The sequence below is a fragment of the Mycobacterium sp. BK086 genome, from assembly GCA_004362315.1.
Taxonomy (GTDB): domain Bacteria; phylum Actinomycetota; class Actinomycetes; order Mycobacteriales; family Mycobacteriaceae; genus Mycobacterium.
Window position 1 is genome coordinate 558,660 of record SNWL01000008.1, and the last position, 23,511, is coordinate 582,170.

Genomic DNA, 23,511 nt, shown 5'->3' on the forward strand with positions numbered 1-23,511 from the left:
GCCGGGCCTGATTCTAGGAGTCTTCGGAGTATTCGATCTTGAGACCGGGTTCCGCGGGCGTGTCAGCGCTTCTCGAGTCAGCGGGGTAGTAGAAGCGCTCCCGCAATCCTGCGGTCACATGATCGGGCGCCCGGAAACCCTCCCAAGCGCCGATGAACTGGGCGAAGCGGAACTGCGGGATGCTGAGCACATTGCTTCGGAGCCGGTTCACCTTGACTGCCTCCTTGTAATCGCTGGCGATGTTGGACAGCGCCAGCCCCACGGCATTCGGCAGCGTCATCTTCGCGCCCTCGACGATGCGGGCGTAGGCCATCGCCTCGCGCCGATACCGATTGCGGATGATGCTCCAACTCTCCTCGTGAACGTGCACAACGGGTGCATCTGCAACGTAGGAGATCTTGTAGCCGCGGGTGAGGGCTTTCTTCGCGAAATCAAGGTCTTCAAGGCCGGTGAGGGATTCGTCGTACGGCATCTCGGCCCAGACCGACTTCAGCACGGCGGCGTTGGCATTGTTGCTGAAGGGGTGCCCCTGATCCCAGATGTTCTGGTGGGGAAACCATTTGAGCATCACCCGCGACTCGGAGAACTTGGTCCGCTCGTCTCCGACCTGACGTCCGTAGGCGATTGCGACGCCTCGGCGATCAAAGGCGTTGACGATGTGCTCGACATAGGTGTTGTAGACCGGGTAGACGTGTGCCGAGGCGAACAGCAGGATGTCGCCCTCGGCCGCCGCGCAACCCCTGTTCAGGGCCCGCCCGAACGAGAACTCCTCTTTCGCGATGTGCACGATCCGGCAACCGGCCGCCTCGGCAATGGCGACGGTGTCATCAGTGGAGCCGGAGTCGACGAGGATGATCTCGTCGGGCTTGACGGTCTGCTGGGCCAAGCCCTTCAGCAGCCGGCCGATGTGCTTGCTTTCGTTATAGGCGCGGATGACCGCTGATACCCGGCGTGACTTAATCTCGCTCATCCTCAGTGGCTCTTGCTTACTCGGAAGACTCGCGCTTTCCACCCGCTGGCTTCGCAGCTTCTTTGCTGCCGACGCTCTCGGGTTCAGCGACCTTGGTCCCGTTCACGGGTACACGATCGGAGCCCTCCGGGCTGCTTTCCGTAGCGGCCACGTTGCCGTTTGTCTCGACCGGTGACTCCTTGGCGGACTCCCGCCGGTCGTCCCCGTAGTTGCTGTAGCTGTAGTTGTAGCTGTACCGAGAGCCGCCGCGGGTCGGCGTCATGGTGAATACCGCGCCGAGCACCGTTGCGCCGACGTCGGTGAGGTTTCCGATGGCGTGCGCCAGATGCTCACGCTTGGTCTGCCCGAACCGCGACATGACAAGCGCGCCATCGGAATTGGCCGCCAGAATCGCACCGTCGGTCACGGCAAGAAGTGGCGACGAGTCAACGACGACATAGTCGAATTGCTCACGAAGCTCGGCGAGGACGTTCTTTGCGGATTGCGAGCCCAGGAGCTCACTGGGATTCGGCGGTGACGCACCGGACGTCAACACGGTGAGATTGGGGAACTTGGTCTTCTGCAGGACTTCCGACAGGGAAGCCCCGCCGCTGAGCACGGTGCTGAAGCCCACGGCACCGACCAGGTCGAGGTAGCGGTCGACGGACGGTCGGCGCATGTCGCCATCGACAAGCACAACCTCATGTTCGGCTTCGGCAAGTGCCAGCGCGATATTGATCGCGGTGGTCGACTTGCCCTCGTGGGGTGATGAACTGGTCACCACGATGACGCGAGGTGGATTGTCGACGTTGAGGAACTGCAAGTTGGTGCGCAGCTTGCGGAACGATTCCGCAATGGCGGAGTTGTCGCTTTCGAAGGAGACCGCTGGTTCTCTCCGGCGATCCTTGTCCATCGGGATGCTGCCGACCAGGCCGACGCCGGTGATCTCTTCGAGGGTCTCGCGGTCCTTGACCGTGTTGTCCAGCCGATCGCGGACAACGGCAATACCCACTCCGAGGAGCAAACCGGCGGCGAGACCGAGTGCAATGTTGCGCGGCGGGTTCGGAACGACGGGTGCGGCTGGGATGGACGCCCGCTGTTCGACGACGACCCGCGCGTCGGCCTTGGTGGCACCCTGCGGCGGAGTCTCCAATTCGGTTATCAGCAGCACGAATTCGTCAGACATCGCGTTGGCGATGTCACGGGCCCGAACCGGTGAAGGGTCGAGCACCGAGACATCGATGAGCACGGTGTCGGGCTTCGCGGTGGCCTTGACTTTCCCTTTCAACTGCTCCGCGGACATATCGAGGTTGAGCTTGTCGATCGTGCGCTGGGCCAGCGTTTCGCCCATGAGCAGTTCCGTGTAGGACAGCACACGTTCCTGCGAGAAGCGGTTGCCCTGGTACAGGTCGTTGAGCGAGGAACCTGAGGACGTCGACACGAAGAGCCGCGTCGTGGCCTGGTACTGAGGAGTCGTCGCAAACGTGTACGCGAGCGCGCCCAAGACGGCGACCAGCGTGGTAACGCAAATGGTGATCCAGCGGTTGCGCAGGACTTTGACGAAATCCTGAAGATTCACTGTGCCCCCCTAACTGCAGGCTTGCTCTGCGCAAGACCCCAATGCCCGCTATGACCCCCCTGGAACTGACGCCTCAAAGCGTCTGTTGTTGCGGGCTGGACTCGCGGCAAGCCTATCAACGCAGGCACTGTGGCACCGCGCTGACTGAAGGAACGTTCTGGACTAACTGCACGTCGGCACCGATACCTTCGGTGTGACGTCGTCAGCAAGCGGCTGAAGCGGTACCCGCGCAGCTCCCGGCGCCGTCGGCTCGGTGAGCCGGAAAATCAATTCGACAGTTTTGCCTGGTGGGATGGCCACCTGAGACTCGAAGCTGGGGTGCCCGCGCTCCATCGCACCGAACACCCGGGTCCTCTTGCCGTTGGCGAGGACGCTGATCACGTCCGCACCCTTGGTTGTCAGCAGACGAACCGAGGTGAGCATCGTGCCTCTGGGGATATCCCCGGCGACCTCGGGGAAGAAGCCCAGACGCCCCGCCGCGTACTCGGGCAGCCCCGCCGCGTCCGCGTCTTTGAGCGTGTTGGTCAGCCGGATCGTCACCGTCGAGGTGCGTTTGTCGCCGTCACAGCCGTCGGCCACGTACTCGATCTGGCGATCCAGGTAGTAATCCAGCTTGTTGCCGCCGAGATTGTTGATGACGACCTCCGCGTATGGCGCCGGATCATCGGGGATCTCGTGTGCCAGTGGGGTCTGTTCCAGCAGCTTCTGGTCTTCCGGATTGGAGCTCCACACCGCGATTCGGCGCTCACTGACCGCACGCCCCAAAGCGTCGAGAAGCTTGCGCGGCGATTCCACCGGCTTGGTGATCTTCTTGACGACCTCGGTGGCGATCTCCTGCAAGTAGCGCTTGCGTGCGGCTTGATCGGTGGGAAAGCGGCTGTAGACGGTGGATTCGGTCAGTTCGACGACGTTGTCCTTGGTCACGGTCTCACCATCGGGCAAGGTGATCGCTCCGGTGGCGCCGAGGATATAGCTCAACGCGATCGGATCGATCGCGATCACCCCATCGACATTCATCCCCGTCTGTTGCGCCCACAGCGACCTCCAGATCTGCGCCGCGTAGGGAAAATGCGAGCTCTGATTGCTGTTGCGGAAGTCGGTGGTGGGATTGGTGAACCCGTACTGCTCGTCGAACTCGGGGTTGATCGAGAAGGGCTTGAATGCCTTGTCGAGTTCGGTGTTCGGTCCGAGGTTGTCCACACTCGGTTTGCCGTCGTCGAACCGGAGGATCCCGAAGCCGCCGAGCAGCCCGCCGGTGCCTCGGGCCTCGGCGTTGGTCTGGAATCCCATGAAATAGCTGCGAGGGCCATCGGCGCCCAGCAGGGACGGGGCCAGCCGCGCGGCAAGAGCCGTGTTGCCCAGCAGCCGCGAAATGTCAGATGCCTGCGCTTGAAGCTGTGTCCGGGCGCCACCGATGGCGGAGAGATACCCCGGAACTGAAATCGCCTGCGCGGCGGCGTCGAGCCGAGCCGCGTCGGCCGCGATCTTGGTCAACGTCGGTTCTTGCTTCCGCAGCGCCTGCACGTCCAGCCTGCCGTTGGCGAGCAACTGGTCGGGCGCGACTGTCGCACCGGCATCGGCAACGGGTTTCAACACGTCGGCGGCCAGGCCGAGCACCACGTCGGATATCTGCTGACCGGTCTTGAACGGGCTGCCCAACCAGGGCACGACGGCGACGACGTTCCACGGGATGGAATGTGTCGCATCGCGTGCATCCTGCGCGTGCGATTGCGCCTCGCCCGCCAGGCGTGAGGCATCCTTCGTATTTCCCTGCAGGAGTGCGTCTTTGGCCTGCTGCGCACTGCTGCGGGCCTGCTCGAGGCTCGACTTCGCCTCTTGTGCTCGCACGCCGAGCCAACATCCGAACGCAATGACAACGATGAGCACCCCGAGTGCGGACCAGAGGACCTCTCGACGCTGGAACCAGCGTCGGTCTTCGCTATCGCCTTCGTCGGTCAGGATCGCATCGTTGTCGTCCGGGTCGTCGTTGAACCGTCGTTGCGAAAAGAATTTCACTCAGTTAGTTCCCATGCTCCAGTGCGGTCTGCATCCGAAGAGCAGCCGCGGTTAGCCGGCCAACAAAAAACGACCCGCCAGCTGTCGATTGACAACAACTGACGAGTCGTTTTCGTTGATTGCTTAGCTCGAGGTGGAGTACGGGCCGATCTTGATCGCCTTGGCGACGTTGGTGGCCGCGTTGTCGAACCCGTTGCCGATGTTCGTGAAGGCGTCGCCGATCGGGCCGGGCAGGATCTGACCCGCGAGGTTGAACGCCAGGCCGGTGAAGGCCAGGCCGCCGTAGACGAAGGTACCGAAGTACTGCACGCCAGCCTGGATGGCGCTCTGGGCCGCATCGACGAACCCGGAGATGAAGATCTGGATGACCTGGGCCGGCGGCGTGGCGGCGGCGGCGGCGACCTTGTTGCTGCCCGGCGTGGCGGCGGCGGCCGGCTGAGCGACGATGACCACCGGGTCAACGAGGAGCTCAGCGGAGTTGCCGACTCCCTCGGTGAACGAGGCCAGGCTCGGCGCCGCGTGTGCGACGGCCGGCGTGATCGCGGCGGCGGCAGCAACCGCGACGGCCGCGGTTCCGACCTGAAGTTTCGTGGCGATGACCGACATAACTACCCCCCAAATGTGTGGTCTAGATCCCATAACGGATTGGGTAAATAGTTGCAGAGGTGGTAGCACCTGTCAACCGGAACGGCGCTGATTGGTGGACGTTTTTCTTTGCCGTTGTGTTAAGAAATTTGCGATCGATACGGCCCCGGTCTGCACCGAGTCGCTCAGTACCCGGGTGCAGGGCCTTTACTGGCTAGCCGGAGGTCAGCGAGTGCGCGAAACCGCTGATGTCATTCACCGAAGCCGCGAAGACCTCCGGCATCAACGCCGGGAACAGCAAGTCCCCGCCGTGGCAGGTGCCGACCACGACCCGCCCGGCGGCGGGAACTCCTGCGCCGAGTAGCCGGCGGTAATAGAGAAGGCCCTCGTCGCGCAGGGGATCGAGCTCGTTCACCGAAATCACGTGCGGGGGCAGTCCGACTAGGTCGTCGTGGCTGGCCACGCCGGCCCAGCAGGTCGGATCGTCGACGTGGGTCCGGTCCGGGTCGTAGATCGAACCCAGCAGCGCGGCCTGCTGGGCACTGATGAAGTAGCCGTCGTTCTCGCGCAATGACGGCAGGTCATCGGGATAGTCCAGCCAGCGGTTCGAGATATAAGGACACTGCGCGTACGCCCCGGCGATCTCGCTGAGCCACCCCTCGCGTTTGGCCTTGTGCATGACGGTCAAGGTCAGGTTCCCCCCGCCCGACTCGCCGGCGACGATCAGGTGGCTCACTCCGAGGTCGGCGGCGTTGGCATGCACCCACCGGGTGGCGGCCGCGCAATCGTTCAGCCCGGCCGGATAGGGATGCGCGCCAAGCCGGCCGCCCGAATTGCGGAACTCGACGCCCACCGCCACTAGTCCGGTCGCCGCCAGGCGCTCCCGAAGGTAGCGGTAGCTGGCGTCCGCGGCGCTGGCGATCGCCATCGCCCCGCCGTGGAAATGCACGACCGCCGCCAGCGGGCCGTCCGCCCGCTCCGGGCGACTGATGAACAACGTGACCTCATTGCCGTCGACGCCGGGGATCGTCACGGTCGTCGTTGTGACGCCGACGGGTGCGACTGCCGCGTGGGCGAACGCGTCGAGCACACCTCCGACGGCCTCTTCAGCGGCTGCCGCGTATGCCAGCCGATCTGCCAGCGGTGAGTCGACCGTCATCTCGACATCGGGGAAGGGGTCAGCCAGGCCGATGGGGGCGAAGGCAGCCACCATCCTTGGATCCGATCGGGGATCGGTGCCGAGTGTGCACTTCGGGTCGGCGAGACGGCCAGCGAGCATGAAGCCGACACTAACTCGTGGTCACCCGCCGCATTCGGCGATTCGCCGACGGAGAAATACCCGTCCTGGTTCAGAGCCGTTGAGTTCCATCGCCTTCCGATACTCCGAGACCGCTTCGCCGGGCCGGCCGGCCCGGCGCAACAGATCAGCGCGCACGGTGGACACCAGATTCGACCGGACCAATCGCGAGTCGTGTGCGACCGCGTCCAGCGCGGCGAGGCCGGCCTCCGGGCCGTCGCGAAAGCCAACCGCCAGTGCCCGATTCGCGCGTACTACCGGTGAATCGGTCATTGTCACGAGCAGGTCATAGGCCCGGCAGATCGTGACCCAGTTCGTCTGCTCCCAGCTTGGCGCCGTCGCGTGTGCTGCCGCGATCACCGCTTGTGGCAAGTACGGCCCGGTCGACCCTTCGGCGCGGCGCAGTGCATCGAGTCCGCGCGCGACCTTGCCGCGATCCCAGCGCCGTCGGTCCTGTTCCTCGAGTGGCACCAGTGCGCCAGCTGCGTCGATTCGGGTCGAACGGCGTGAATCATGCAGCAGCACAAGCGAATGCAATGCATGGGCTTCGAGCTCGGCGGGCATCAGCGTGCGTAACTCGCCGGCCAGCCGCACGCCCTCGTCGCACAGCTCGTCGCGGATCGCCGACGGGCCCGCTGTCGACCAATATCCCTCGGTGAACACCGAGTAGATGCACGACAGGACGTGCGGCGTGCGCTCGCCGAGCAGCTCCGGCGGTGGCACCCGAAGCGGGATGTTGGCATGGCGGATCTTGTGTTTGGCTCGCGTAATCCGCTGGCCGACCGCGGCCTCGGTGAGCAGTAGTGCCCGCGCGATCTCCGGCACCGTCAGACCCGATACCAGCCGCAAGGTCAGCGCGAGCTGGGAAAGGCGCTCCAGCGCCGGATGCGCGCAGGTGAACATCATCCGCAGCTCGTCGTCGCGGACCCGGTGCGCGACTGCGGCGTCGGCCGGCTCCTGCATGGCCGCCAATTCCTTTCCCGGACGGATGGATTCGCGTCTCAGCCGGTCCGTAGCCCGGTTGCGTGCGACTGTCACCAGCCACCCGCCCGGGTTGTCGGGCATGCCGTCGCGGGACCAGCTGCGCAGTGCCTCGGCGCAGGCTTCCTGGACGGCGTCCTCGGCGATACCCAGGTCACCCGACCACCGCGCGAGCGCGGCTACCGCGGGACCCCACTCTCGCCGGAAGACGCCGTCCAGGGAACGCATCTACAGCCCGGACACACCCGCCAGCCGGCGCAGGTGCACCACCGACGCCGGGATCATCGAGGCGATCTTCGTCGCTTCGTCGCGGTCTGCCGCCGACAGCAGGTAGTAACCATTGGCCACCTCGGCGCCTTCGGCGTAGGGCCCGTCTGTCAGCATGACCTCGCCGTCGCGTACCCGCACCGTCGTCGCCGTCGACGGCGGATGAAGCGGCGCCCCACCGAGGATGTGCGGTCCTGCCGCCTCGCCGAACTCGGCATGCTGGGCCAGCCCGCGCTCGAATTCGGGGCTACCCGGGACGTTCACGGCCTCGGCAGGTTCGAGCAGCAGCGCGAGCCAGTCCGAATCGGTGGTGGGCCGGCCGGCCGGATTCCAGAACACGATCGGCCACACCTCGACCGACCCGTACTGGGCGGCCGGGACCTGCCGGGCCAGCTGTAGCGCCTCGTCGAGATTTTCGGCTTCGAAGACGTAGTAGCCGCCGGCGATCTCGGCGCCTTCGGCGTAGGGGCCGTCCGTGAGCACCGGGGCGTCCGGACCACCGGTGATCTGTACTGCCTCGGCGGCCGACCCCAGCGCGTCACCCTCGCGGATCGCGGCCGCGGCGCGGGCATGGAAATCGAGGTAGGCCTGCATTTCGCGGCCCGCCTCGTCGGGCGTCAGTTCGCGTTGTGGCCCCTGCAGCAGTGCGAAGTAGTACATGGCGTTGTCCCTCCAGGATGGGGGAGTGGAACCCGGTTGGTTTCACTCTCTACCTCATTGACGAACGGCGCCTCGCGAATCCGACATCGGCCGTGAAACGCAGAATCCCCCGCACGCTTGCGCGGCGGGGGACTGTGCGTCTGTATGTCAGGCGGTGGCGCCTGGCTTGAGGTAGGTGACGAGGCTGACGTCCAGCTGCTCGTCGAGGTAGTAGTACTGGCAGCCGGTCAGGTACTTCATGTAGTTGTCGTAGCTCTCTTGGCCGGCCGCGGCGATGGCCTCGTCCTTGTGCTGCTCGAGGCGAGCGGCCCAGATGCCGAGTGTCTTGATGTAGTGATTGCGCAGCGACAACGGCTCGGGCACGTCGAAGCCCGCCTTCTCACCGTGCTCCACCAACATCGAGGTGCTCGGAATGCGGCCGCCGGGGAAGATCACGTCGAACATGAACTTGGCGAAGCGGGCCAGCTCGAACGTCAGCTTCTTGCCGCGGGCGGTCAGCTCGTACGGGTGGTAACCGCAGCTGCTCTGGATGGTCATCCGCCCGTCCTCGGGCAGGATGTCGAACGAGTTCTTGTAGAAGTCGTCGAAGCGCTCGAAGCCGAAGTGCTCGATGGCCTCGATCGACACGATGCGGTCGACGGGGCTGTGGAACTGCTCCCAGCCTTCGAGCCGGACGTCGAACGTGCGCTTGGTGTCGATCTTCCCCAAAAGCTGTTCGCAGTAGGCCTTCTGGTTCTTCGACAACGTCAAGCCGATGACGTTGACGTCGTACTTCTCCATCGCGCGCTGCAGCGTCAGGCCCCAGCCGCAGCCCACTTCGAGCAGCGTCATGCCGGGCTTGAGATCCAAGCGATCGAGGTGTTGATCGACGTTGGCGACCTGAGCCTCGGAGAGCGTGACGTTCGGTCCGGTGAAGTACGCGCAGCTGTACTTGCGCGTCGGGTCCTGGAACACCCCGAAGAAGTCGTCGGAGAGGTCGTAATGCGCCTGAATTTCTTCGAAATGTGGCCGCATGTCCTTGGTTTCAGTTGCCTCGGGCATGAGTCTTAAGCCTTCCTGATTCTTCTTCTCCGACTACGCCACTGCCCCCGCGAGTGGTGCTGCGCCAGTATGCACGATGTGATCTGGACCATACCGTCTCGGCCCACCGGAACGGCGCCCAAACAGTGCGTTAACCGGGCGTTTCTTGCGCCTGCTTCTCAAGCGTGAACTGATCGACGTCGATGTACCCTACCCGGAATCCGTGTGCGCAACCGGTGAGGTACTTCATGTAGCGCTCATAGACCTCCTCAGATTGCACGTCGATGGCCTTCTCCCGGTTCGATTCCAGGGCCGCCGCCCAGCAATCCAGTGTTCGCGCATAGTGCGGTTGCAGCGACTGGACGCGGGTGAGGGTGAAACCGGCCTTCGTCGAGTGTTCATCGACCTTCTCGACGGTCGGCAGCCGTCCTCCGGGGAAGATCTCGGTCAGCATGAACTTGACGAACCGGGCGATCTCGAAGGTCAGGGGCAGGCCGCGTTCGGTCATCTGCGGAAGCGTGAACGACGTGATGGTGTGCAACAGCATCACACCGTCGTCGGGCAAGACGTTGTAGGCCATCGAGAAGAAGTCGTCATAGCGGTCGAAGCCGAAGTGCTCGAAGGCGCCGATTGACACGATCCGGTCGACGGGCTCGTGGAACTCCTCCCAGCCCCGCAGCTCGATACGCCTGTCGCGCGGGCTCCCACAATCGGCGAAAACCTGCTCGACATGGTCACGCTGGTTCTCCGACAACGTCAGGCCGATTACGTTGACGTCGTATTTCTCAATGGCCCGCAGCATCGTGGCGCCCCACCCGCAGCCCACGTCCAGCAGCGTCATCCCAGGCTGCAGGCCGAGCTTGCCCAGCGCCAGGTCGATCTTGGCGATCTGGGCCTGCTCCAACGTCATGTCGTCGCGTTCGAAATAGGCGCAGCTGTAGGTCTGGCTCGGATCGAGAAACAGCCGGAAAAAGTCGTCGGACAGGTCGTAGTGCGCCTGCACGTCCTCGAAGTGGGGCTTGAGTTTTCTGGGCATGCTGGTGCGCCTTTCGCATGGAAATGCTTCAGGCAGCAACCACGAATTCCCCCCCGATGGGACTAGGCGATCACCGCAAGATTGGATTGCGGGTCTGATGCTAGCCGGTAATGCTGTGGGCGACGACTCCGCGCCGCACCGAAATTAGCTAGTTGACCTCGGCAAATGTTGTCTTGAGCTCACCGACGATCTCGTCGTACAGCGCCTCGGGTATGTCGTGCGCCATGCCGTCGAACAGGACCAGCCGGGCGTTCGGAATCGTCGATGCGATCGAGCGGCCGCCCGAGGGGCGCATCAGCTTGTCGGCGCGGCCGTGCATGACCACGGTCGGTGCGCTGATCTGCCGGTCGTAGCGCTTGAGGCTGCCGCTGCCGAGGATCGCACTGAAGTGCCGGGCGATGCCCTGCGGGTAGTGCGCGCGCTCATAGGCCTCGATGGCGTTGGCGCGGGCCTGTTCGTCGGACAGCGGATAGCCCGGGCTACCAAGGATTTTGCCCACCCGGACCGCGTTCTCGACGATCACGTCACGCGGTGAATTCGGCGGCGGACCGGTGATCAGCGACAGCAGCGCGCGCGGTGCCGGGGGAGGCAACAGAGCAGAATTGTTGGAGGAGAAGATGATTCCCAACGCGTTGGTGCGGCTGCTGTAGCGGGCGGCGAAGATCTGGGCGATCATCCCGCCCATCGACGCGCCCACCACATGCGCCCGGTCGAGCCCGAGATGATCGAGCAGCGCCGCGGCGTCGTCGGCCATATCCTCCAGCGTGTAGACCGACTGGCTGCGCCGGCCGATGTAGGAGCGCATGAGCCTGGGCACCAGCCCACCGTTGGCGCGTTGCCCGTGCAGCTTGGACGACAGCCCGACGTCGCGGTTGTCATAGCGGATGACCCGATAGCCCTGGTCGACGAGCTTCTCGCAGAAACCGTTGCGCCACAGCAGAAGCTGAGCACCCAGTCCCATCACCAGCAGGACCGCCGGGTCGCCGGGGTTGCCCATGTCCTCGAAGTAGATTTCGAGGTCACTGTTGACTTGCGCTGTGCCCGTACGAATTTCCATCAGACCTCGACATCGCTCTGGTGTTCCCGGCTGACCTCGACCATGAAATTGGCGAAGTACCCGGAGAACTGCGGGTCGTTCATCATCTGCCACTTGGGTGCCAGCAGCTTCATATAGCGCTCGACGTAGAGGAACTGCTTGCCGATCAGCACCAGCTCGCGCGGCAACTTCACGTCGTAGGCGTCGGCCAGGGTGGAGAGCTGTTTGCCGATATCGGCGTACGACATGTCCCCGAGCGTCTTGAGGGTCAGTGGGGCGGCGAACGCCTCGAGGTCCTTGGCGGCTTCTTTTTCGGGCTTGGTGGTACCGACCGCTCCCAGCAGGACGACGATCTTGCCCGCCGCGGCGTGGTCCTTCTTCACCAGCAGCGCGTAGACCAGCTCGCGCAACAGCCAGCGGGTGCGCGGATCGATGCGGCCCATGATGCCGAAGTCGAGGAACACGATGCGGCCGTCGTCGTCGACGAGCAGATTGCCGGCATGCAGGTCACCGTGGAACAGCCCGTGCCGCAGGCCGCCTTCGAAGGTGGAGAACAGCAGCGCCTTCACCAGCTCGGTGCCGTCGAAGCCCTTCTTGCGGATCTCCTTGACGTCGTCGATGCGCACGCCGTGCACCCGCTCCATGGTCAGCACTCGCTCGCTGGTGAACTCCCAGTGCACTTGAGGCACCCGGATGTTGCGGCCCAGTGGCGAGCCGTGCAGACCCGAGACCCACGCCTCCATCGACTGCGCCTCGATGCGGAAATCGAGCTCTTCGGCCAGGTTGTCGGAGAAGTCGGCGACCACGTCCTGGGCGGACAGCCGCCGGCCCAGCTTGGCCAGCTCGACGAGCTGGGCGAAGCGCTTGAGGATTTGCAGATCGGCGGCGACCCGGCGGCGGATGCCCGGCCGCTGGATCTTGACGACGACGTCCTCCCCGCTGTGCAGGGTGGCGAAGTGCACCTGGGCGATCGAGGCCGACGCGAACGGTTCCTCGTCGAACGAGGCGAACAACTGGGCCGGCTCACCGCCGAGTTCCTGCTTGAGCAGTTTGTGGACCTCGTCGGTGTCGGCGGGCGGCACCGCATCGAGCAGGCCGCGGAACTCACGGCTCAGGCCCTCGCCGAATGCGCCGGGGCTGGACGCGATGATCTGACCGAACTTCACGTAGGTGGGGCCGAGGTCGGCGAACGTTTTCGGGATCTGCTTGATGACCTTGTCCTGCCAGCGCCCACGCCCGGGCAGCGTGCCGATGACGCGGGCTCCTGTGCGGGTGAGCTGCCAGCCGGTGGTTCCCATGCGGGCGGCCTCGACCGGCAACGGAACGCGATCGAGCTTGGCTACTTCGCGGTGTTTGGTCGAACTCATTCTTGAAGTGTGCCAAATCGGCTAGGTATACCACCAATTTTCCAGTGCCGCAGCGATGTCCGCCACAGTCCGTTTAGCTCACGATTTCGGTTGCCAGGGCGTCAGCCATGGCTGCGGTTCCATGCCTTCTGCGGCCGCGACGAGCTCGTACATCGTTGCGCCGTCCAGGGTTTCGCGAATGATGTCAGCGTGGCCGGCGTGCCGGGCCAGCTCGGTGATGAGGTGGGAGAACACCCATCGCACCGACCAGGCTTCGACGTCTTTCGGGAACCAGGGCGCGTCGCGTGGCACCGGCACCGGTGTGTCGAGGTCAGCGGTCTCGACCAGCCGCAGTGAATCCGCGTTTTGCCTTGTCAACGCGGCCAGGAGCTGAGGCAGTGTCTCGTCCGGTCGCATCACGTGCTCGTCCTGGTATTCCGCGGCCCGCTCCTCGAACGGGCGGTTGTCGGCGGGCGGCTCGTGCGGTGCCGTCGCGACCCGCTGCATCCAGCCACGCTGGACCCCGGTTACGTGTTTGATCAGCCCGCCGATCGACAGCGCGCTGGCCGTCGGCGTGGCGCGGGCCTGTTCGTCGGTCAGCCCGTAGGCGACAGCGTGGAACGCGCTCTGCTGGTAGGCGAGGAACTCGCGCAGGGCGTGGCGCTCGTCGTGGACGGGCGGGGCGAGGGTGGGCATGGTGGTCCCTTCTATTGGTGTGTGTAAAGATCTCGGAGGCAAGCGATTTCGGCTCCGTGATGGATCAGTTCGCGGTTGATGTGCAGGATCAGTTCGGACAACGCGTAGTCCGCGTAGTGGCCTTCGGCCGGCCCGCACGGCCGCGCGAGATCGTCGTCGGATAAGGCCCGCACTCCGGTGATCCAACCCTCGTAGGCATCGTCGAGTTGGGCCAGTGCGGTGGCGGCGTCGGTGGCATACGGCCAGCTTTGATAGTCGGCCGGTGGGCCGCCGAAGTGGGAGTGGTTGCGCATGGCCAGCACGCCGACGATGACATGAGCCAGCCGCCAGGCAATCGTGGTGAACGGCTCCGGCTTCGGGGGTGGATAGGCGAAATCGATGCCGCCGTCACGGTGCACGCTCCAGCAGCCGCTCACCGGCTCCCAGAAGTACTCGTCGTCGCTCAGCCCGTCCAAGCGGGGCCGCAGTGCGTTGCGCCAATGCCAGTCGATTTGGTCGGCCAGCTGGGTCGTCCAGGTCATATCCGTAGGCTTTCATGCATTGCGGACAGTTTCTGTCCGCAGATTGCGCGACACTGGGGGTATGTCGCAGACGACGAGCCGGGTACTGCAGCTGCTCGGCCTGTTGCAATCGAGGCGGGTGTGGTCGGGCGAGGAGCTGTCCGACCGGCTCGGCGTGACCACACGCAGCGTGCGCCGCGACGTCGAGCGGCTCCGTGAGCTCGGTTACCCCGTCCACGCCAGCACCGGTCACGGTGGCGGCTACCAGCTCGGCGCCGGTGCCGCGCTGCCGCCGCTGCTGCTCGACTCCGACGAGGCCGTCGCGATGGCGGTATGCCTGCGTCTGGCAGCCGGCGGCAGCGTCGCCGGAGTGGGCGAGGCCGCGCTGCGGGCCCTGACCAAACTGGACCAGGTGATGCCGGCCCGGCTGCGCTCACAGGTCGCCGCCGTGCACGACACCACCGTCACGCTGACGCCCGAGGCCGAGTCGCCCGTGGATCCCGAGATCCTGATGACGTTGGCGCGCGCTTGCAGGGACCGCGAGCACGTCGCGGCGGACTACGTCGACCGAGCGGGGGTGGCGAGCAGCCGTCGCCTCGAGCCGTATCAACTGGTGACGACCGGACGACGCTGGTATCTGCTGGCCTTCGACCGAGACCGTGAGGACTGGCGCAGCCTGCGCCTGGACCGGATGGCCGACGTGCGCGCGCGGGGAACCACGTTCACCGCCCGGCCTGCGCCCGATGCCGCCGCCTACGTCCGTCGCGCCATCACCACCTCGCCCTACCGGCATATCGCCAGGGTTCGCTACCACGCGACGAAAGAAGTTATGGCCCAACATTTCTCGCCGACCTCGGTGACGATCGAAGACGACGGCCCCGATACGTGCATCGTCGTCGCCGGGGCGGACGACCCCCGCACGCTGGTGCTCTATCTGGCCATGCCCGACATCGCCTTCGAGGTGCTGGAATCCGACGCGGTCGCCGATGGCGCGCTGGCGATGTCGGCGCTGCCGGCGGGCGCCGTCAGGCGGTGATCCCGAGCCGGTCGATCAGTACCAGGAAGGCGACCGCGAAATCGTTGTGCGCCGTGTCGGTCCCGACGCGCTGCCAGTCAACCTGCTCCCGGACCGCCCGTACCGACGGCAGGAGCGCCGCGAAATCACAGTGGTGCTCACCCAGCGCGCACAGCTTTTCGGTCACCACTTCGGTGGGTGAGAGCACGCGCATGGAGATCGCCAGCACGTCGTGGGATGCCGCGCTCTCGATCATCGCCAGGTCGACGGGCACCCCGTTGAGGCGGTGCAGGACGTCGATCACGAAATCGTCGCCGACACACGCCTTGAACAGCCAGTCCTCCGGGGGGCGGTCGATCACGAAACCCGCAGCGGCCAGAGTTTTGGCGGCGACTTCCACCTCCGACTCGGCGACCACGAAGTCCACGTCGTGCACCGGTTCGGGTGCGCCGTGCACCCACAGCGCGAAACTGCCGGCCAGAGCGAAGTCGGGGCCGTCGGCTTTCATCGCCGCCGCGGCGCGGCGCAGCGCCGATCGGAGGTCGTTATTCCGCGCCAGCATGGGTATCAGGTACCCATGCGGCTGGCCACCTTCAACATCCTGCACGGCCGCAGCCTGGACGACGGGCAGGTCGACCTGGGACGGCTCTCGGCCTGCATCAGCCGCCTGAACCCCGATGTGCTGGCGCTGCAGGAGGTCGACCTCGAGCAGCCGCGCTCGTCGCTGGCCGACCTCACCGCGGTCGCCGCCGCGGCCATGGACGCTGTGTCACACCGGTTCGTCGCCGCCATCTCCGGTACCCCGGGGGCGACGTGGATGGCCGCGACCGGCAGCGAACAACCGGGCACCGCCGCCTATGGCATCGCGCTGTTGTCGCGGTACCCGGCGATCTCATGGCAGGTGCTGCGGCTGCCGCGGATCCCGGTGCGGTTCCCCATGTATCTGCCCGGCCCCCGTCGGCTGCTGGTTGTCCACGAGGAACCGCGGGCAGCGATGGCCGCCCAGTTCGACACACCGCTGGGGGTTCTCACCGTCGCCAACACGCACCTGTCGTTCGTGCCCGGTTGGAACCGCGTTCAGCTCAACCACCTCGTCCGAGACCTTCGCGGCTTGCCGGGGCCTCGGGTGCTGATGGGCGATCTCAACATGAAACCGCCTGTCCCGAGCCGACGGACCGGGCTGCGTTCGCTGGCCGTCGCGCCGACGTTCCCGCTGCATTGTCCGGACCGTCAGCTCGACCACATCCTCACCGACCATGACGACCTGGTCGCCACCGGCGCGTGTACGCCAGTGCTGCCGATATCGGATCATCGCCCGCTGGTGATCGACGTGTCGCTCCGCGCAGAGGTGTTGGAGCCGTAGATTTGCTGGCGTGCGGATTACCTCCGCGGAGTCGACCGAGCTGTTCGTCGGCCCGCCCGATGCGCCCCTGCAGGTGGTCCGCATCGGCTACAGCGAGGCCGGCGAAACGGACACCGCCCGCGTCATCGGTGAGGGGCTGCACTCCGACGACGCAGCGCTCACGCCCGGTGACGGAACCGTCGAGATCCCGGTTCGGGTGTCGGGCCCCGCGGTTGGGCAACGTCTGACGGCGCGGGTCGGTGTGGACTTCACGTTCGAGTTCGTCGTTGCCGAGCCCGGCTGGACCATGTACATGATCAGCCACTTCCACTACGACCCGGTGTGGTGGAACACCCAGGGCGCCTACACCAGCCTGTGGACCGAAGAGCCGCCCGGCCGGGCACGGCAGACCAACGGGTTCGCGCTGGTGACCGCCCACCTCGAAATGGCGCGCCGCGACAAGGATTACAAGTTCGTGCTCGCCGAAGTCGACTACCTCAAACCGTATTTCGACACCCACCCCGAGGACCGCGACGATCTGCGCCGGTTCATCGCCGACGGGCGGGTCGAGGTGATGGGCGGAACCTACAACGAGCCCAACACCAATCTGGTCGGAGCGGAGACGGCGATCCGCAATTTTGTGCACGGCATCGGCTACCAGCGCGATGTGCTGGGTGCCGAGCCCGCGACAGCCTGGCAGCTCGACGTGTTCGGCCACGACCCGCAATTCCCCGGGATGGCCGCCGACGCGGGCCTGACGTCGAGCTCGTGGGCGCGCGGACCACACCATCAGTGGGGGCCGATGGCTGATGACGGCGACCCCAGGCGCATGCAATTCCGCAGCGAGTTCGAGTGGATCGCACCGTCGGGGCTTGGGTTGCTGACCCACTACATGCCTGCGCACTACTCGGCCGGGTGGTGGATGGATTCCGCCGCGTCCCTGGCCGAGGCCGAGCAGGCCACGTACACATTGTTCGCGGGCCTGAAATCGGTGGCGCTGACCCGCAATGTGCTGCTGCCGGTGGGCACCGACTACACCCCGCCGAATGCCTGGGTCACCGAGATCCACCGCGACTGGAACGCCCGATACACCTGGCCGAGGTTCGTCTGCGCGCTGCCGTCGGAGTTCTTCGCGGCCGTGCGTGCCGAGACGTCGGAGCGGGGGGTGGCGCCCTCGCCGCAGACCCGCGACATGAACCCGATCTACACCGGCAAAGACGTCTCCTATATCGACACCAAGCAGGCCAATCGCGCCGCCGAAGACGCGGTGCTCGGTGCCGAGCGGTTCGCGGTGTTCGCCGCGCTGCTCACCGGGGCGCTTTACCCGGAGGCCGCGCTGGCCAAGGCATGGGTGCAGCTGGCGTACGGCGCCCATCACGACGGCATCACCGGCTCGGAGTCCGATCAGGTCTACCTCGATCTGTTGACCAGCTGGCGCGACGCCTGGGAGCTCGGTTCCGCGGCGCGGTCGGGGGCGTTGCGATTGCTGACCCAGGCCGCGGCGTCCGAGCCGGGATCAGTGGTGGTGTGGAACCCGCTGGCGCACAACCGAACTGACATCGTGACCGTTCGGCTTGAAGAACCCGTCGGCCCCGGTGTTTCGGTGGTGGACTCCGCTGGCGTGACGAGCGTGGGCGTCGTCTCCGACGACGGCCACCTGGTGAGCTGGCGCGCCGAGGCTGTCGACTCGCTGGGGTGGCGCAGCTACCGGCTCGTGCCCGGCCTCGAGGCCACCGGTTGGCAGCCCGTCGACGGGGTGGCGATCGCCAACGAGTTCCACCGGTTGCGGGTGGACCCCGCACGCGGCGGTGGGGTGGATTCCCTGATCGACGTAGAGGCGGATCGTGAGCTGATCGCCGACGGCAGGGTCGGCAATGAGCTGGCGGTCTATGACGAATACCCTGCCCATCCCAAGGCGGGTGAGGGCCCGTGGCATCTGTTGCCGACCGGTCCGGTGACGTGTTCGAGTGCGGCGGTGGCGGATTCGGTCCAGGCGTACCGCAGCGCGCTCGGCGAGCGGATCGTGGTGACCGGCCATATCGGTGACGTGCTGCGCTACACCCAGGTCCTGACCCTGTGGCATGGCATCGACCGGCTGGACACCAGCACCACCATCGACGAGTTCACCGGCGCCGACCGTCTGGTACGGCTGCGCTGGCCGTGCCCGGTCCCCGGCGCGCTGCCGGTCAGCGAGGTCGGCGACGCAGTGATCGGACGCGGATTCGGATTGATGCACGACCACGCGTCGGGTGAGGATCGCGCCGTCGACTCCGCCGAACACCCTTGGACACTGGACAATCCGGCCCATGGCTGGTTCGGGTTGTCGTCGGCGGTCCGGATTCAGGTCGGGACCGGCGCCAGGGCGGTATCGGTGGCCGAGGTGGTGGTGCCCGCCGAGGACACCCCCAGTGCTCGTGAGGTGATGGTGGCGCTGGTGCGGGCTGGGGTCACCGCCACCTGCAGCAGTGCCGAGCACCCGCGCTACGGCCACCTCGAGGTGGACTCCAACCTGCCCGACGCTCGAATTGCGTTGGGGGGTCCCGAGGACAACGCATTCACGGCCGACGTGCTGGCCGCCGCGGGCGACGCCTACACAGCGGAATTCGACCGCCAGCTCTCGGCGACCGGGCAGGCGCGGGTCTGGGTGCCCGCCGCCCGGCCACTGACCGCGGTCTGGCAGCCCGATGCCGATTTGCGTGACGTGCTGGCTCTTCCGGTACTCATCGTGGCCGGCGACGTAGCTGATCTGGTCGACGATCTCGACGATGCCCAGATCGATGTCACCCAGGATGCGCCGTCGGGGTTGGACGAATTCGAGTCGCGGACCGTCGCGCTGCTCAACCGCGGCGTGCCCGGATTCGCCGTCGAGCCTGATCAGACTCTGCACAGCTCGCTGATGCGCTCGTGTACCGGCTGGCCGTCGGGGGTGTGGATCGACCCGCCGCGGCGCACGATGCCGGACGGATCCAATTTCCAGCTGCAGCACTGGACCCATACCTTCGACTTCGCGCTGGTATCCGGGCGAGGCGATTGGCGCGACATTGACATGCCCTCCCGCAGTGCGGAATTCAACCACCCGATGGTGTGCGTCGTGGCGGTCGACGGAGCCGGCGTCCTGGCCGCCGACGGGTCACTGTTACGAATCGAACCGGCGGGCAAGGTCGGCCTCGCGGCGCTCAAGGTCGGCGGCAATCCCACCGCGAACGGAAGCTCCGCCGCGGTCGACCCCGAGGATGTCACCATCAGGCTGGTCGAAACCCGCGGAACCACAACCGAAGTCGCCATCTCGTCGGGTGTGGGTGGGGTCTCGTCGGTGGTGTCGGCCGATCTGCTGGAGAGCGCTCGGAGCAACGGTGAGTCGCCGCTGCGACTGCATGGCTACCAGATCGCGACCCTGCTGGCCCGGCTCGACGTCCATACCGTGCTCGATGCCGACGGCACCGCCCTTGCCCCCGAGGCCGAGGGCGCCCAGCCTCTCTACGCCCGGTATTGGTTGCACAACCGCGGCCCGGCCCCGCTCGGTGGCCTGCCCGCCGTGGCGCATCTGCATCCCGAATCCGTGACCGCCGAACCCGGTGAGCGGCTGCGGCTGCGGATGACCGCCGCCAGCGATTGCAGCGACGCGACGCTGGTCGGGGAGGTGCGGGTGCGCGGCCCCCGCGGCTGGACCGTGGACCCCGGAGTGCTCTCTTTCGAGCTGCCCGCCGGTCACCACCGCCCGGCCGACATCGTCGTCGACGTGCCGTCGGGTGCGGCGCCGGGCCACTATCCGATTCGCGCGCAACTGATCCTTACCGGGGACCTCCCCGCGGCCTGGCGGCAACCCGTCGAGGACGTCTGTGTCGTCACCGTCGGCGCACCCGATGAGGACTTGGTACGGCTGGTCGGTGAGCCGTCCGAGATCGTGGTCGCCGCCGGCGAGCGCGCCCGCCTCGCGGTGACCGTCGCCAGTTCGGCCCACACCGAGCTGCCCCTGGAAGCGCATCTCATCAGCCCGTGGGGGACCTGGGAGTGGATCGGTCCCGCCGCGCGTGGAGCCGTTGTCGGTGCCCGGTCGAGTGTCGAGGTCGGCTTCGATATCGCGCCGCCGCCGTGGGTGACACCGGGTCGCTGGTGGGCGCTGATCCGGGTCGGGTGCGCGGGTCAGCTGCTGTACACCCCGGCCGTGGCGGTGACGGTGCGATGACTGTCGCAGCCACCGTCGCCGGGATCAGCGTGGACGTCGACGAGGTCGATGCGCGCGAGGCGGCGCTACGGGCCGCGCCGCAAGTCGCGGCGCTGCCACGCCCGCACACCAGCGAGGGCCGACAGCTGCGGCGCTGGCTCACGCAGCTGGTGGTGGCCGAACGGCTGGTTGCGGGTGCGGCCGACAGCCTCGGCGTCACCGTCACATCTGCGACCCCTGAGGAGGACGCCGTGCTGCCTGATGAGACCGCGCGATTGGAGATCGGCAGCATCGCCGCTGCGGTACTGGCCGACCCCGTTGCCCGGGCGGTGTTCGCCCACGTCACCGCCGATGTCGAGATCGACGACGCCGCTGTCGCCGACTTCCACGCCCGCAATCCACGGCGATTCCTGCGGTCAGCCGGCGGACCGGGTTGGCAGGTGGCCTCGGAACCGCAGCTGGCCGAAGTGCGGCCGCTGATCGCCGAGCATCTTCGCGGCGCAGCCCGCCGGCGCCAGTTCCGGATGTGGCTCGATCAGCGCCGCGCCGATCTGGTGTGGCTGGCACCCGGCTACGAGCACCCCGGCGACCCGCGTCAGCCCGACAACACCCACAAACACTGATGGCTATGACGGCTCTGGTCCTGGACATCGGTGGCACCAAGATCGCCGCCGGGCTCGTCGACGACGAGGGGCGCCTGACGTACGAAACCCGCCAACCCACTCCGCACAGTGACGATCCCGTCGTGGTGTGGGCCGCTGCGCAACGGGCGATCGCGGACACTCTCGCCGAGGCCGGCGGCGCGGTCGACGGCGTCGGCATCTCCTGTGGCGGGCCTCTGCACCTCGGCGACGGGACCACCAGCCCCATCAATATCCCTGCGTGGCAAGACTTCCCGATTCGCGATCGCGTCGCGGCAGCCGTCCCCGGTGTGCCCGTTCGGCTCGCGGGCGACGGGCTGTGCATGGCGCTCGGGGAGCAGTGGCGCGGCGCAGGACAGGGCGCGGCGTTCCTGCTGGGCATGGTCGTGTCCACCGGGATCGGCGGCGGACTGGTCCTCGATGGTGCGCCCTATGACGGGCGCACCGGCAACGCGGGCCATGTCGGGCATGTTGTTGTCGACATCGAGGGTCCACAGTGCGTATGCGGTGCGCGCGGCTGCGTCGAGGCGATCGCCAGCGGACCGAACCTGGCCGCCTGGGCACGCACGCGGGGCTGGGTCGGCGGCGACGCCAAGGAGCTCGCCGATGCGGCCGCGGCCGGCAACGACATTGCGCTGGGTGCGTTTCACCGCGGGGCGCGCGCGATCGCGGCGATGATCGCCTCGGTCGGTGCGGTCTGCGACCTGGACCTCGTCATCGTCGGCGGGGGCGTGGCCAAGGCCGGGCCGCTGTTGTTCGACCCGCTGCGTACGGAGTTGAGGAACTACGCGGGGCTCGACTTCCTGTCCGGGCTGCGGGTGGTGCCGGCCGAGCTGGGCGGGGAAGCCGGCCTGGTCGGCGCGGCCGCCTTGCTGCGCGATCAGGCCGCTGGCGCGAATTAGGAGTTCAGCGGCAGCGCACGCTATCCTTGCTCGGTTCCACCGAAGACCGTCGGTCACCGAGCAATCGGTTGAAGGTCCCGGATTCCCGGGCGGCCCACGCAGGAGGACGAGGTACCAGTAATTCTGTGCGCCCCGACCTGTCCTGTGTCGGGGCGTTCGTCGTATCCCGGCCCTTTGCGCCCGTCGGTGGTGGACATCCCAACCATCACGAGGAGGCAAGCATGGCCAAGGCTGACAAGGCCACCGCGGTCGCCGACATCGCCGAGAAGTTCAAGGAGTCGACGGCCACCGTCGTCACCGAGTACCGCGGCCTGACGGTGTCCAACCTTGCCGAGCTGCGCAGGTCACTGGGCAAAGAGACGACCTACACCGTCGCCAAGAACACCTTGGTGAAGCGTGCGGCCGTCGAGGCCGGTGTCGAAGGCCTCGACGATCTGTTCGCCGGACCGACCGCGATCGCGTTCATCACCGGTGAGCCCGTCGACGCCGCCAAGGCGATCAAGAAGTTCGCCAAGGACAACAAGGCCCTGGTCATCAAGGGCGGCTACATGGACGGCAAAGCGCTGTCCGTCACCGAGGTCGAGAAGATCGCCGATCTCGAGTCGCGTGAGGTGCTGCTGTCCAAGCTGGCCGGCGCAATGAAGGCGAAGCAGTCCCAGGCCGCGGCGCTGTTCGTGGCGCCCGCGTCCCAGGTCGCCCGCCTGGCCGCAGCTCTGCAAGAGAAGAAGGCTGGCGAAGAGCCGGCTGCCTGAGCAACCAACAACAGTTAGAGATAAGGAATCACCATGGCAAAGCTGTCCACCGACGAACTGCTCGACGCGTTCAAGGAAATGACCCTGCTGGAGCTCTCTGAGTTCGTGAAGCAGTTCGAGGAGACCTTCGACGTCACCGCCGCCGCTCCGGTCGCCGTCGCGGCTGCCGGCCCCGCCGCCGGCGGTGCCGCGGCCGAGGCCGCCGAGGAGCAGTCCGAGTTCGACGTCATCCTCGAGGGTGCCGGCGACAAGAAGATCGGCGTCATCAAGGTCGTCCGCGAGATCGTTTCCGGCCTGGGCCTCAAGGAGGCCAAGGACCTCGTCGACAGCGCTCCCAAGCCGCTGCTCGAGAAGGTCAACAAGGAGGCCGCCGACGACGCCAAGGCCAAGCTCGAGGCCGCCGGCGCGACGGTCACCGTCAAGTAGGTCTGTCTTCGACAGAAATCCCCCGTGGGCACTCGTGCCCGCGGGGGATTTTGTTGTCTTTGCCGGTGTGGGCAACGAGGCGGCAATGACGTGCCGGGATCGTCAATAACGGCTAGGTACACAAACTCAGTGGCGCCAATCCGCGTGCGCTACAGTGACTCAAACCACAGGCCATCGCGGCGGTGGCTGACCGGTGTGGGCGGAAGGATCTGGCGTGGGTATTGCTATTCAGGTCGAGGGGTTGACGAAGTCGTTCGGTTCCCAGCGAATTTGGGAGGACGTGACCCTCGATATCCCCGC

At 66.4% G+C, this 23,511-nt stretch carries 21 protein-coding genes; 7 read left to right on the forward strand and 14 right to left on the reverse strand.

Annotated elements, in window-relative coordinates:
• Positions 1 to 13 precede the first annotated feature (13 nt).
• The 13 genes from EV580_RS29145 to EV580_RS29205 all read right to left on the reverse strand — a co-directional run bounded on the left by EV580_RS29145 (position 14) and on the right by EV580_RS29205 (position 13,989).
• Positions 14 to 970, reverse strand: coding sequence for a glycosyltransferase family 2 protein (locus tag EV580_RS29145; RefSeq protein ID WP_133695906.1), 957 nt, complete (start codon positions 968 to 970; stop codon positions 14 to 16).
• Positions 971 to 986: 16 nt separating this feature from the next.
• Positions 987 to 2,528, reverse strand: a complete 1,542-nt coding sequence (locus tag EV580_RS29150) for a tyrosine-protein kinase domain-containing protein (RefSeq protein ID WP_133695908.1) — start codon at positions 2,526 to 2,528, stop codon at positions 987 to 989.
• Positions 2,529 to 2,690: 162 nt separating this feature from the next.
• A complete protein-coding gene (locus tag EV580_RS29155) occupies positions 2,691 to 4,544 on the reverse strand; it encodes a DUF4012 domain-containing protein (protein WP_133695910.1) in 1,854 nt (617 codons plus the stop codon).
• A 123-nt stretch (positions 4,545 to 4,667) separates the two neighbouring features.
• Entirely contained in the window at positions 4,668 to 5,150 is a 483-nt protein-coding gene (locus EV580_RS29160) for a hypothetical protein (RefSeq protein ID WP_133695911.1), read from the reverse strand.
• A gap of 193 nt (positions 5,151 to 5,343) precedes the next feature.
• Positions 5,344 to 6,408, reverse strand: a complete 1,065-nt coding sequence (locus tag EV580_RS29165; RefSeq protein WP_133695913.1) for an alpha/beta hydrolase fold domain-containing protein — start codon at positions 6,406 to 6,408, stop codon at positions 5,344 to 5,346.
• A 21-nt stretch (positions 6,409 to 6,429) separates the two neighbouring features.
• Entirely contained in the window at positions 6,430 to 7,635 is a 1,206-nt protein-coding gene (locus tag EV580_RS29170) for an RNA polymerase sigma factor (RefSeq protein ID WP_133695915.1), read from the reverse strand.
• Positions 7,636 to 8,334 (reverse strand): YciI family protein, encoded by a 699-nt coding sequence (locus EV580_RS29175; protein ID WP_133695916.1) that lies wholly within the window; start codon positions 8,332 to 8,334, stop codon positions 7,636 to 7,638.
• Between the two features lie 147 nt (positions 8,335 to 8,481).
• Positions 8,482 to 9,375, reverse strand: a complete 894-nt coding sequence (locus EV580_RS29180; RefSeq protein WP_133695918.1) for a cyclopropane mycolic acid synthase family methyltransferase — start codon at positions 9,373 to 9,375, stop codon at positions 8,482 to 8,484.
• A gap of 130 nt (positions 9,376 to 9,505) precedes the next feature.
• Entirely contained in the window at positions 9,506 to 10,390 is an 885-nt protein-coding gene (locus EV580_RS29185) for a cyclopropane mycolic acid synthase family methyltransferase (RefSeq protein WP_133695920.1), read from the reverse strand.
• A gap of 148 nt (positions 10,391 to 10,538) precedes the next feature.
• Entirely contained in the window at positions 10,539 to 11,447 is a 909-nt protein-coding gene (locus EV580_RS29190; protein ID WP_133695922.1) for an alpha/beta fold hydrolase, read from the reverse strand.
• Complete coding sequence (locus EV580_RS29195; protein WP_133695923.1) at positions 11,447 to 12,793, reverse strand: ABC1 kinase family protein; 1,347 nt, start codon at positions 12,791 to 12,793, stop codon at positions 11,447 to 11,449. Before EV580_RS29195 ends, EV580_RS29190 begins: the two co-directional genes overlap by 1 nt.
• Positions 12,794 to 12,871: 78 nt before the next feature.
• Entirely contained in the window at positions 12,872 to 13,468 is a 597-nt protein-coding gene (locus tag EV580_RS29200; RefSeq protein ID WP_133695925.1) for a DinB family protein, read from the reverse strand.
• A gap of 11 nt (positions 13,469 to 13,479) precedes the next feature.
• A complete protein-coding gene (locus tag EV580_RS29205; RefSeq protein WP_133695927.1) occupies positions 13,480 to 13,989 on the reverse strand; it encodes a DinB family protein in 510 nt (169 codons plus the stop codon).
• 61 nt (positions 13,990 to 14,050) lie between these two features.
• On the opposite strand from EV580_RS29205, the gene EV580_RS29210 reads away from it, so the two are divergent.
• A complete protein-coding gene (locus tag EV580_RS29210) occupies positions 14,051 to 15,004 on the forward strand; it encodes a helix-turn-helix transcriptional regulator (protein ID WP_133695929.1) in 954 nt (317 codons plus the stop codon).
• Here EV580_RS29210 and EV580_RS29215 read toward each other — a convergent pair.
• Positions 14,994 to 15,545: a hypothetical protein gene (locus EV580_RS29215; protein ID WP_133695931.1), complete on the reverse strand. Its 552-nt coding sequence runs from the start codon at positions 15,543 to 15,545 to the stop codon at positions 14,994 to 14,996. The genes EV580_RS29210 and EV580_RS29215 overlap by 11 nt on opposite strands.
• A 15-nt stretch (positions 15,546 to 15,560) precedes the next feature.
• Here EV580_RS29215 and EV580_RS29220 point away from each other — a divergent pair, with 15 nt between their 5' ends.
• The 6 genes from EV580_RS29220 to rplL all read left to right on the forward strand — a co-directional run bounded on the left by EV580_RS29220 (position 15,561) and on the right by rplL (position 23,211).
• On the forward strand, positions 15,561 to 16,346 hold the full coding sequence (locus EV580_RS29220; RefSeq protein ID WP_133695933.1) for an endonuclease/exonuclease/phosphatase family protein: 786 nt from the start codon (positions 15,561 to 15,563) through the stop codon (positions 16,344 to 16,346).
• Positions 16,347 to 16,356: 10 nt separating this feature from the next.
• Positions 16,357 to 20,511 (forward strand): glycoside hydrolase family 38 N-terminal domain-containing protein, encoded by a 4,155-nt coding sequence (locus tag EV580_RS29225; RefSeq protein WP_133695934.1) that lies wholly within the window; start codon positions 16,357 to 16,359, stop codon positions 20,509 to 20,511.
• Positions 20,508 to 21,113: a DUF7158 domain-containing protein gene (locus EV580_RS29230; RefSeq protein WP_133695936.1), complete on the forward strand. Its 606-nt coding sequence runs from the start codon at positions 20,508 to 20,510 to the stop codon at positions 21,111 to 21,113. The genes EV580_RS29225 and EV580_RS29230 overlap by 4 nt, the downstream gene beginning before the upstream one ends.
• Before the next feature lie 5 nt (positions 21,114 to 21,118).
• Positions 21,119 to 22,033 (forward strand): ROK family protein, encoded by a 915-nt coding sequence (locus EV580_RS29235; RefSeq protein WP_166654930.1) that lies wholly within the window; start codon positions 21,119 to 21,121, stop codon positions 22,031 to 22,033.
• A gap of 221 nt (positions 22,034 to 22,254) precedes the next feature.
• The gene (rplJ, locus tag EV580_RS29240; protein WP_133695939.1) at positions 22,255 to 22,785 is read left to right on the forward strand and encodes a 50S ribosomal protein L10; all 531 of its coding nucleotides are present in this window, start codon (positions 22,255 to 22,257) and stop codon (positions 22,783 to 22,785) included.
• 33 nt (positions 22,786 to 22,818) lie between these two features.
• A complete protein-coding gene (rplL, locus tag EV580_RS29245) occupies positions 22,819 to 23,211 on the forward strand; it encodes a 50S ribosomal protein L7/L12 (protein WP_133695941.1) in 393 nt (130 codons plus the stop codon).
• Positions 23,212 to 23,511: the final 300 nt, after the last annotated feature.

Coding starts and splice junctions, on each gene's coding strand:
- EV580_RS29145 (WP_133695906.1), bottom strand. CDS start 970: ATGAGCGAGATTAAGTCACGCCGGGTATCAGCGGTCATCCGCGCCTAT.
- EV580_RS29160 (WP_133695911.1), bottom strand. CDS start 5,150: ATGTCGGTCATCGCCACGAAACTTCAGGTCGGAACCGCGGCCGTCGCG.
- EV580_RS29165 (WP_133695913.1), bottom strand. CDS start 6,408: ATGCTCGCTGGCCGTCTCGCCGACCCGAAGTGCACACTCGGCACCGAT.
- EV580_RS29170 (WP_133695915.1), bottom strand. CDS start 7,635: ATGCGTTCCCTGGACGGCGTCTTCCGGCGAGAGTGGGGTCCCGCGGTA.
- EV580_RS29175 (WP_133695916.1), bottom strand. CDS start 8,334: ATGTACTACTTCGCACTGCTGCAGGGGCCACAACGCGAACTGACGCCC.
- EV580_RS29180 (WP_133695918.1), bottom strand. CDS start 9,375: ATGCCCGAGGCAACTGAAACCAAGGACATGCGGCCACATTTCGAAGAA.
- EV580_RS29185 (WP_133695920.1), bottom strand. CDS start 10,390: ATGCCCAGAAAACTCAAGCCCCACTTCGAGGACGTGCAGGCGCACTAC.
- EV580_RS29190 (WP_133695922.1), bottom strand. CDS start 11,447: ATGGAAATTCGTACGGGCACAGCGCAAGTCAACAGTGACCTCGAAATC.
- EV580_RS29195 (WP_133695923.1), bottom strand. CDS start 12,793: ATGAGTTCGACCAAACACCGCGAAGTAGCCAAGCTCGATCGCGTTCCG.
- EV580_RS29200 (WP_133695925.1), bottom strand. CDS start 13,468: ATGCCCACCCTCGCCCCGCCCGTCCACGACGAGCGCCACGCCCTGCGC.
- EV580_RS29205 (WP_133695927.1), bottom strand. CDS start 13,989: ATGACCTGGACGACCCAGCTGGCCGACCAAATCGACTGGCATTGGCGC.
- EV580_RS29210 (WP_133695929.1), top strand. CDS start 14,051: ATGTCGCAGACGACGAGCCGGGTACTGCAGCTGCTCGGCCTGTTGCAA.
- EV580_RS29215 (WP_133695931.1), bottom strand. CDS start 15,545: ATGCTGGCGCGGAATAACGACCTCCGATCGGCGCTGCGCCGCGCCGCG.
- EV580_RS29220 (WP_133695933.1), top strand. CDS start 15,561: ATGCGGCTGGCCACCTTCAACATCCTGCACGGCCGCAGCCTGGACGAC.
- EV580_RS29230 (WP_133695936.1), top strand. CDS start 20,508: ATGACTGTCGCAGCCACCGTCGCCGGGATCAGCGTGGACGTCGACGAG.
- EV580_RS29235 (WP_166654930.1), top strand. CDS start 21,119: ATGACGGCTCTGGTCCTGGACATCGGTGGCACCAAGATCGCCGCCGGG.
- rplJ (WP_133695939.1), top strand. CDS start 22,255: ATGGCCAAGGCTGACAAGGCCACCGCGGTCGCCGACATCGCCGAGAAG.
- rplL (WP_133695941.1), top strand. CDS start 22,819: ATGGCAAAGCTGTCCACCGACGAACTGCTCGACGCGTTCAAGGAAATG.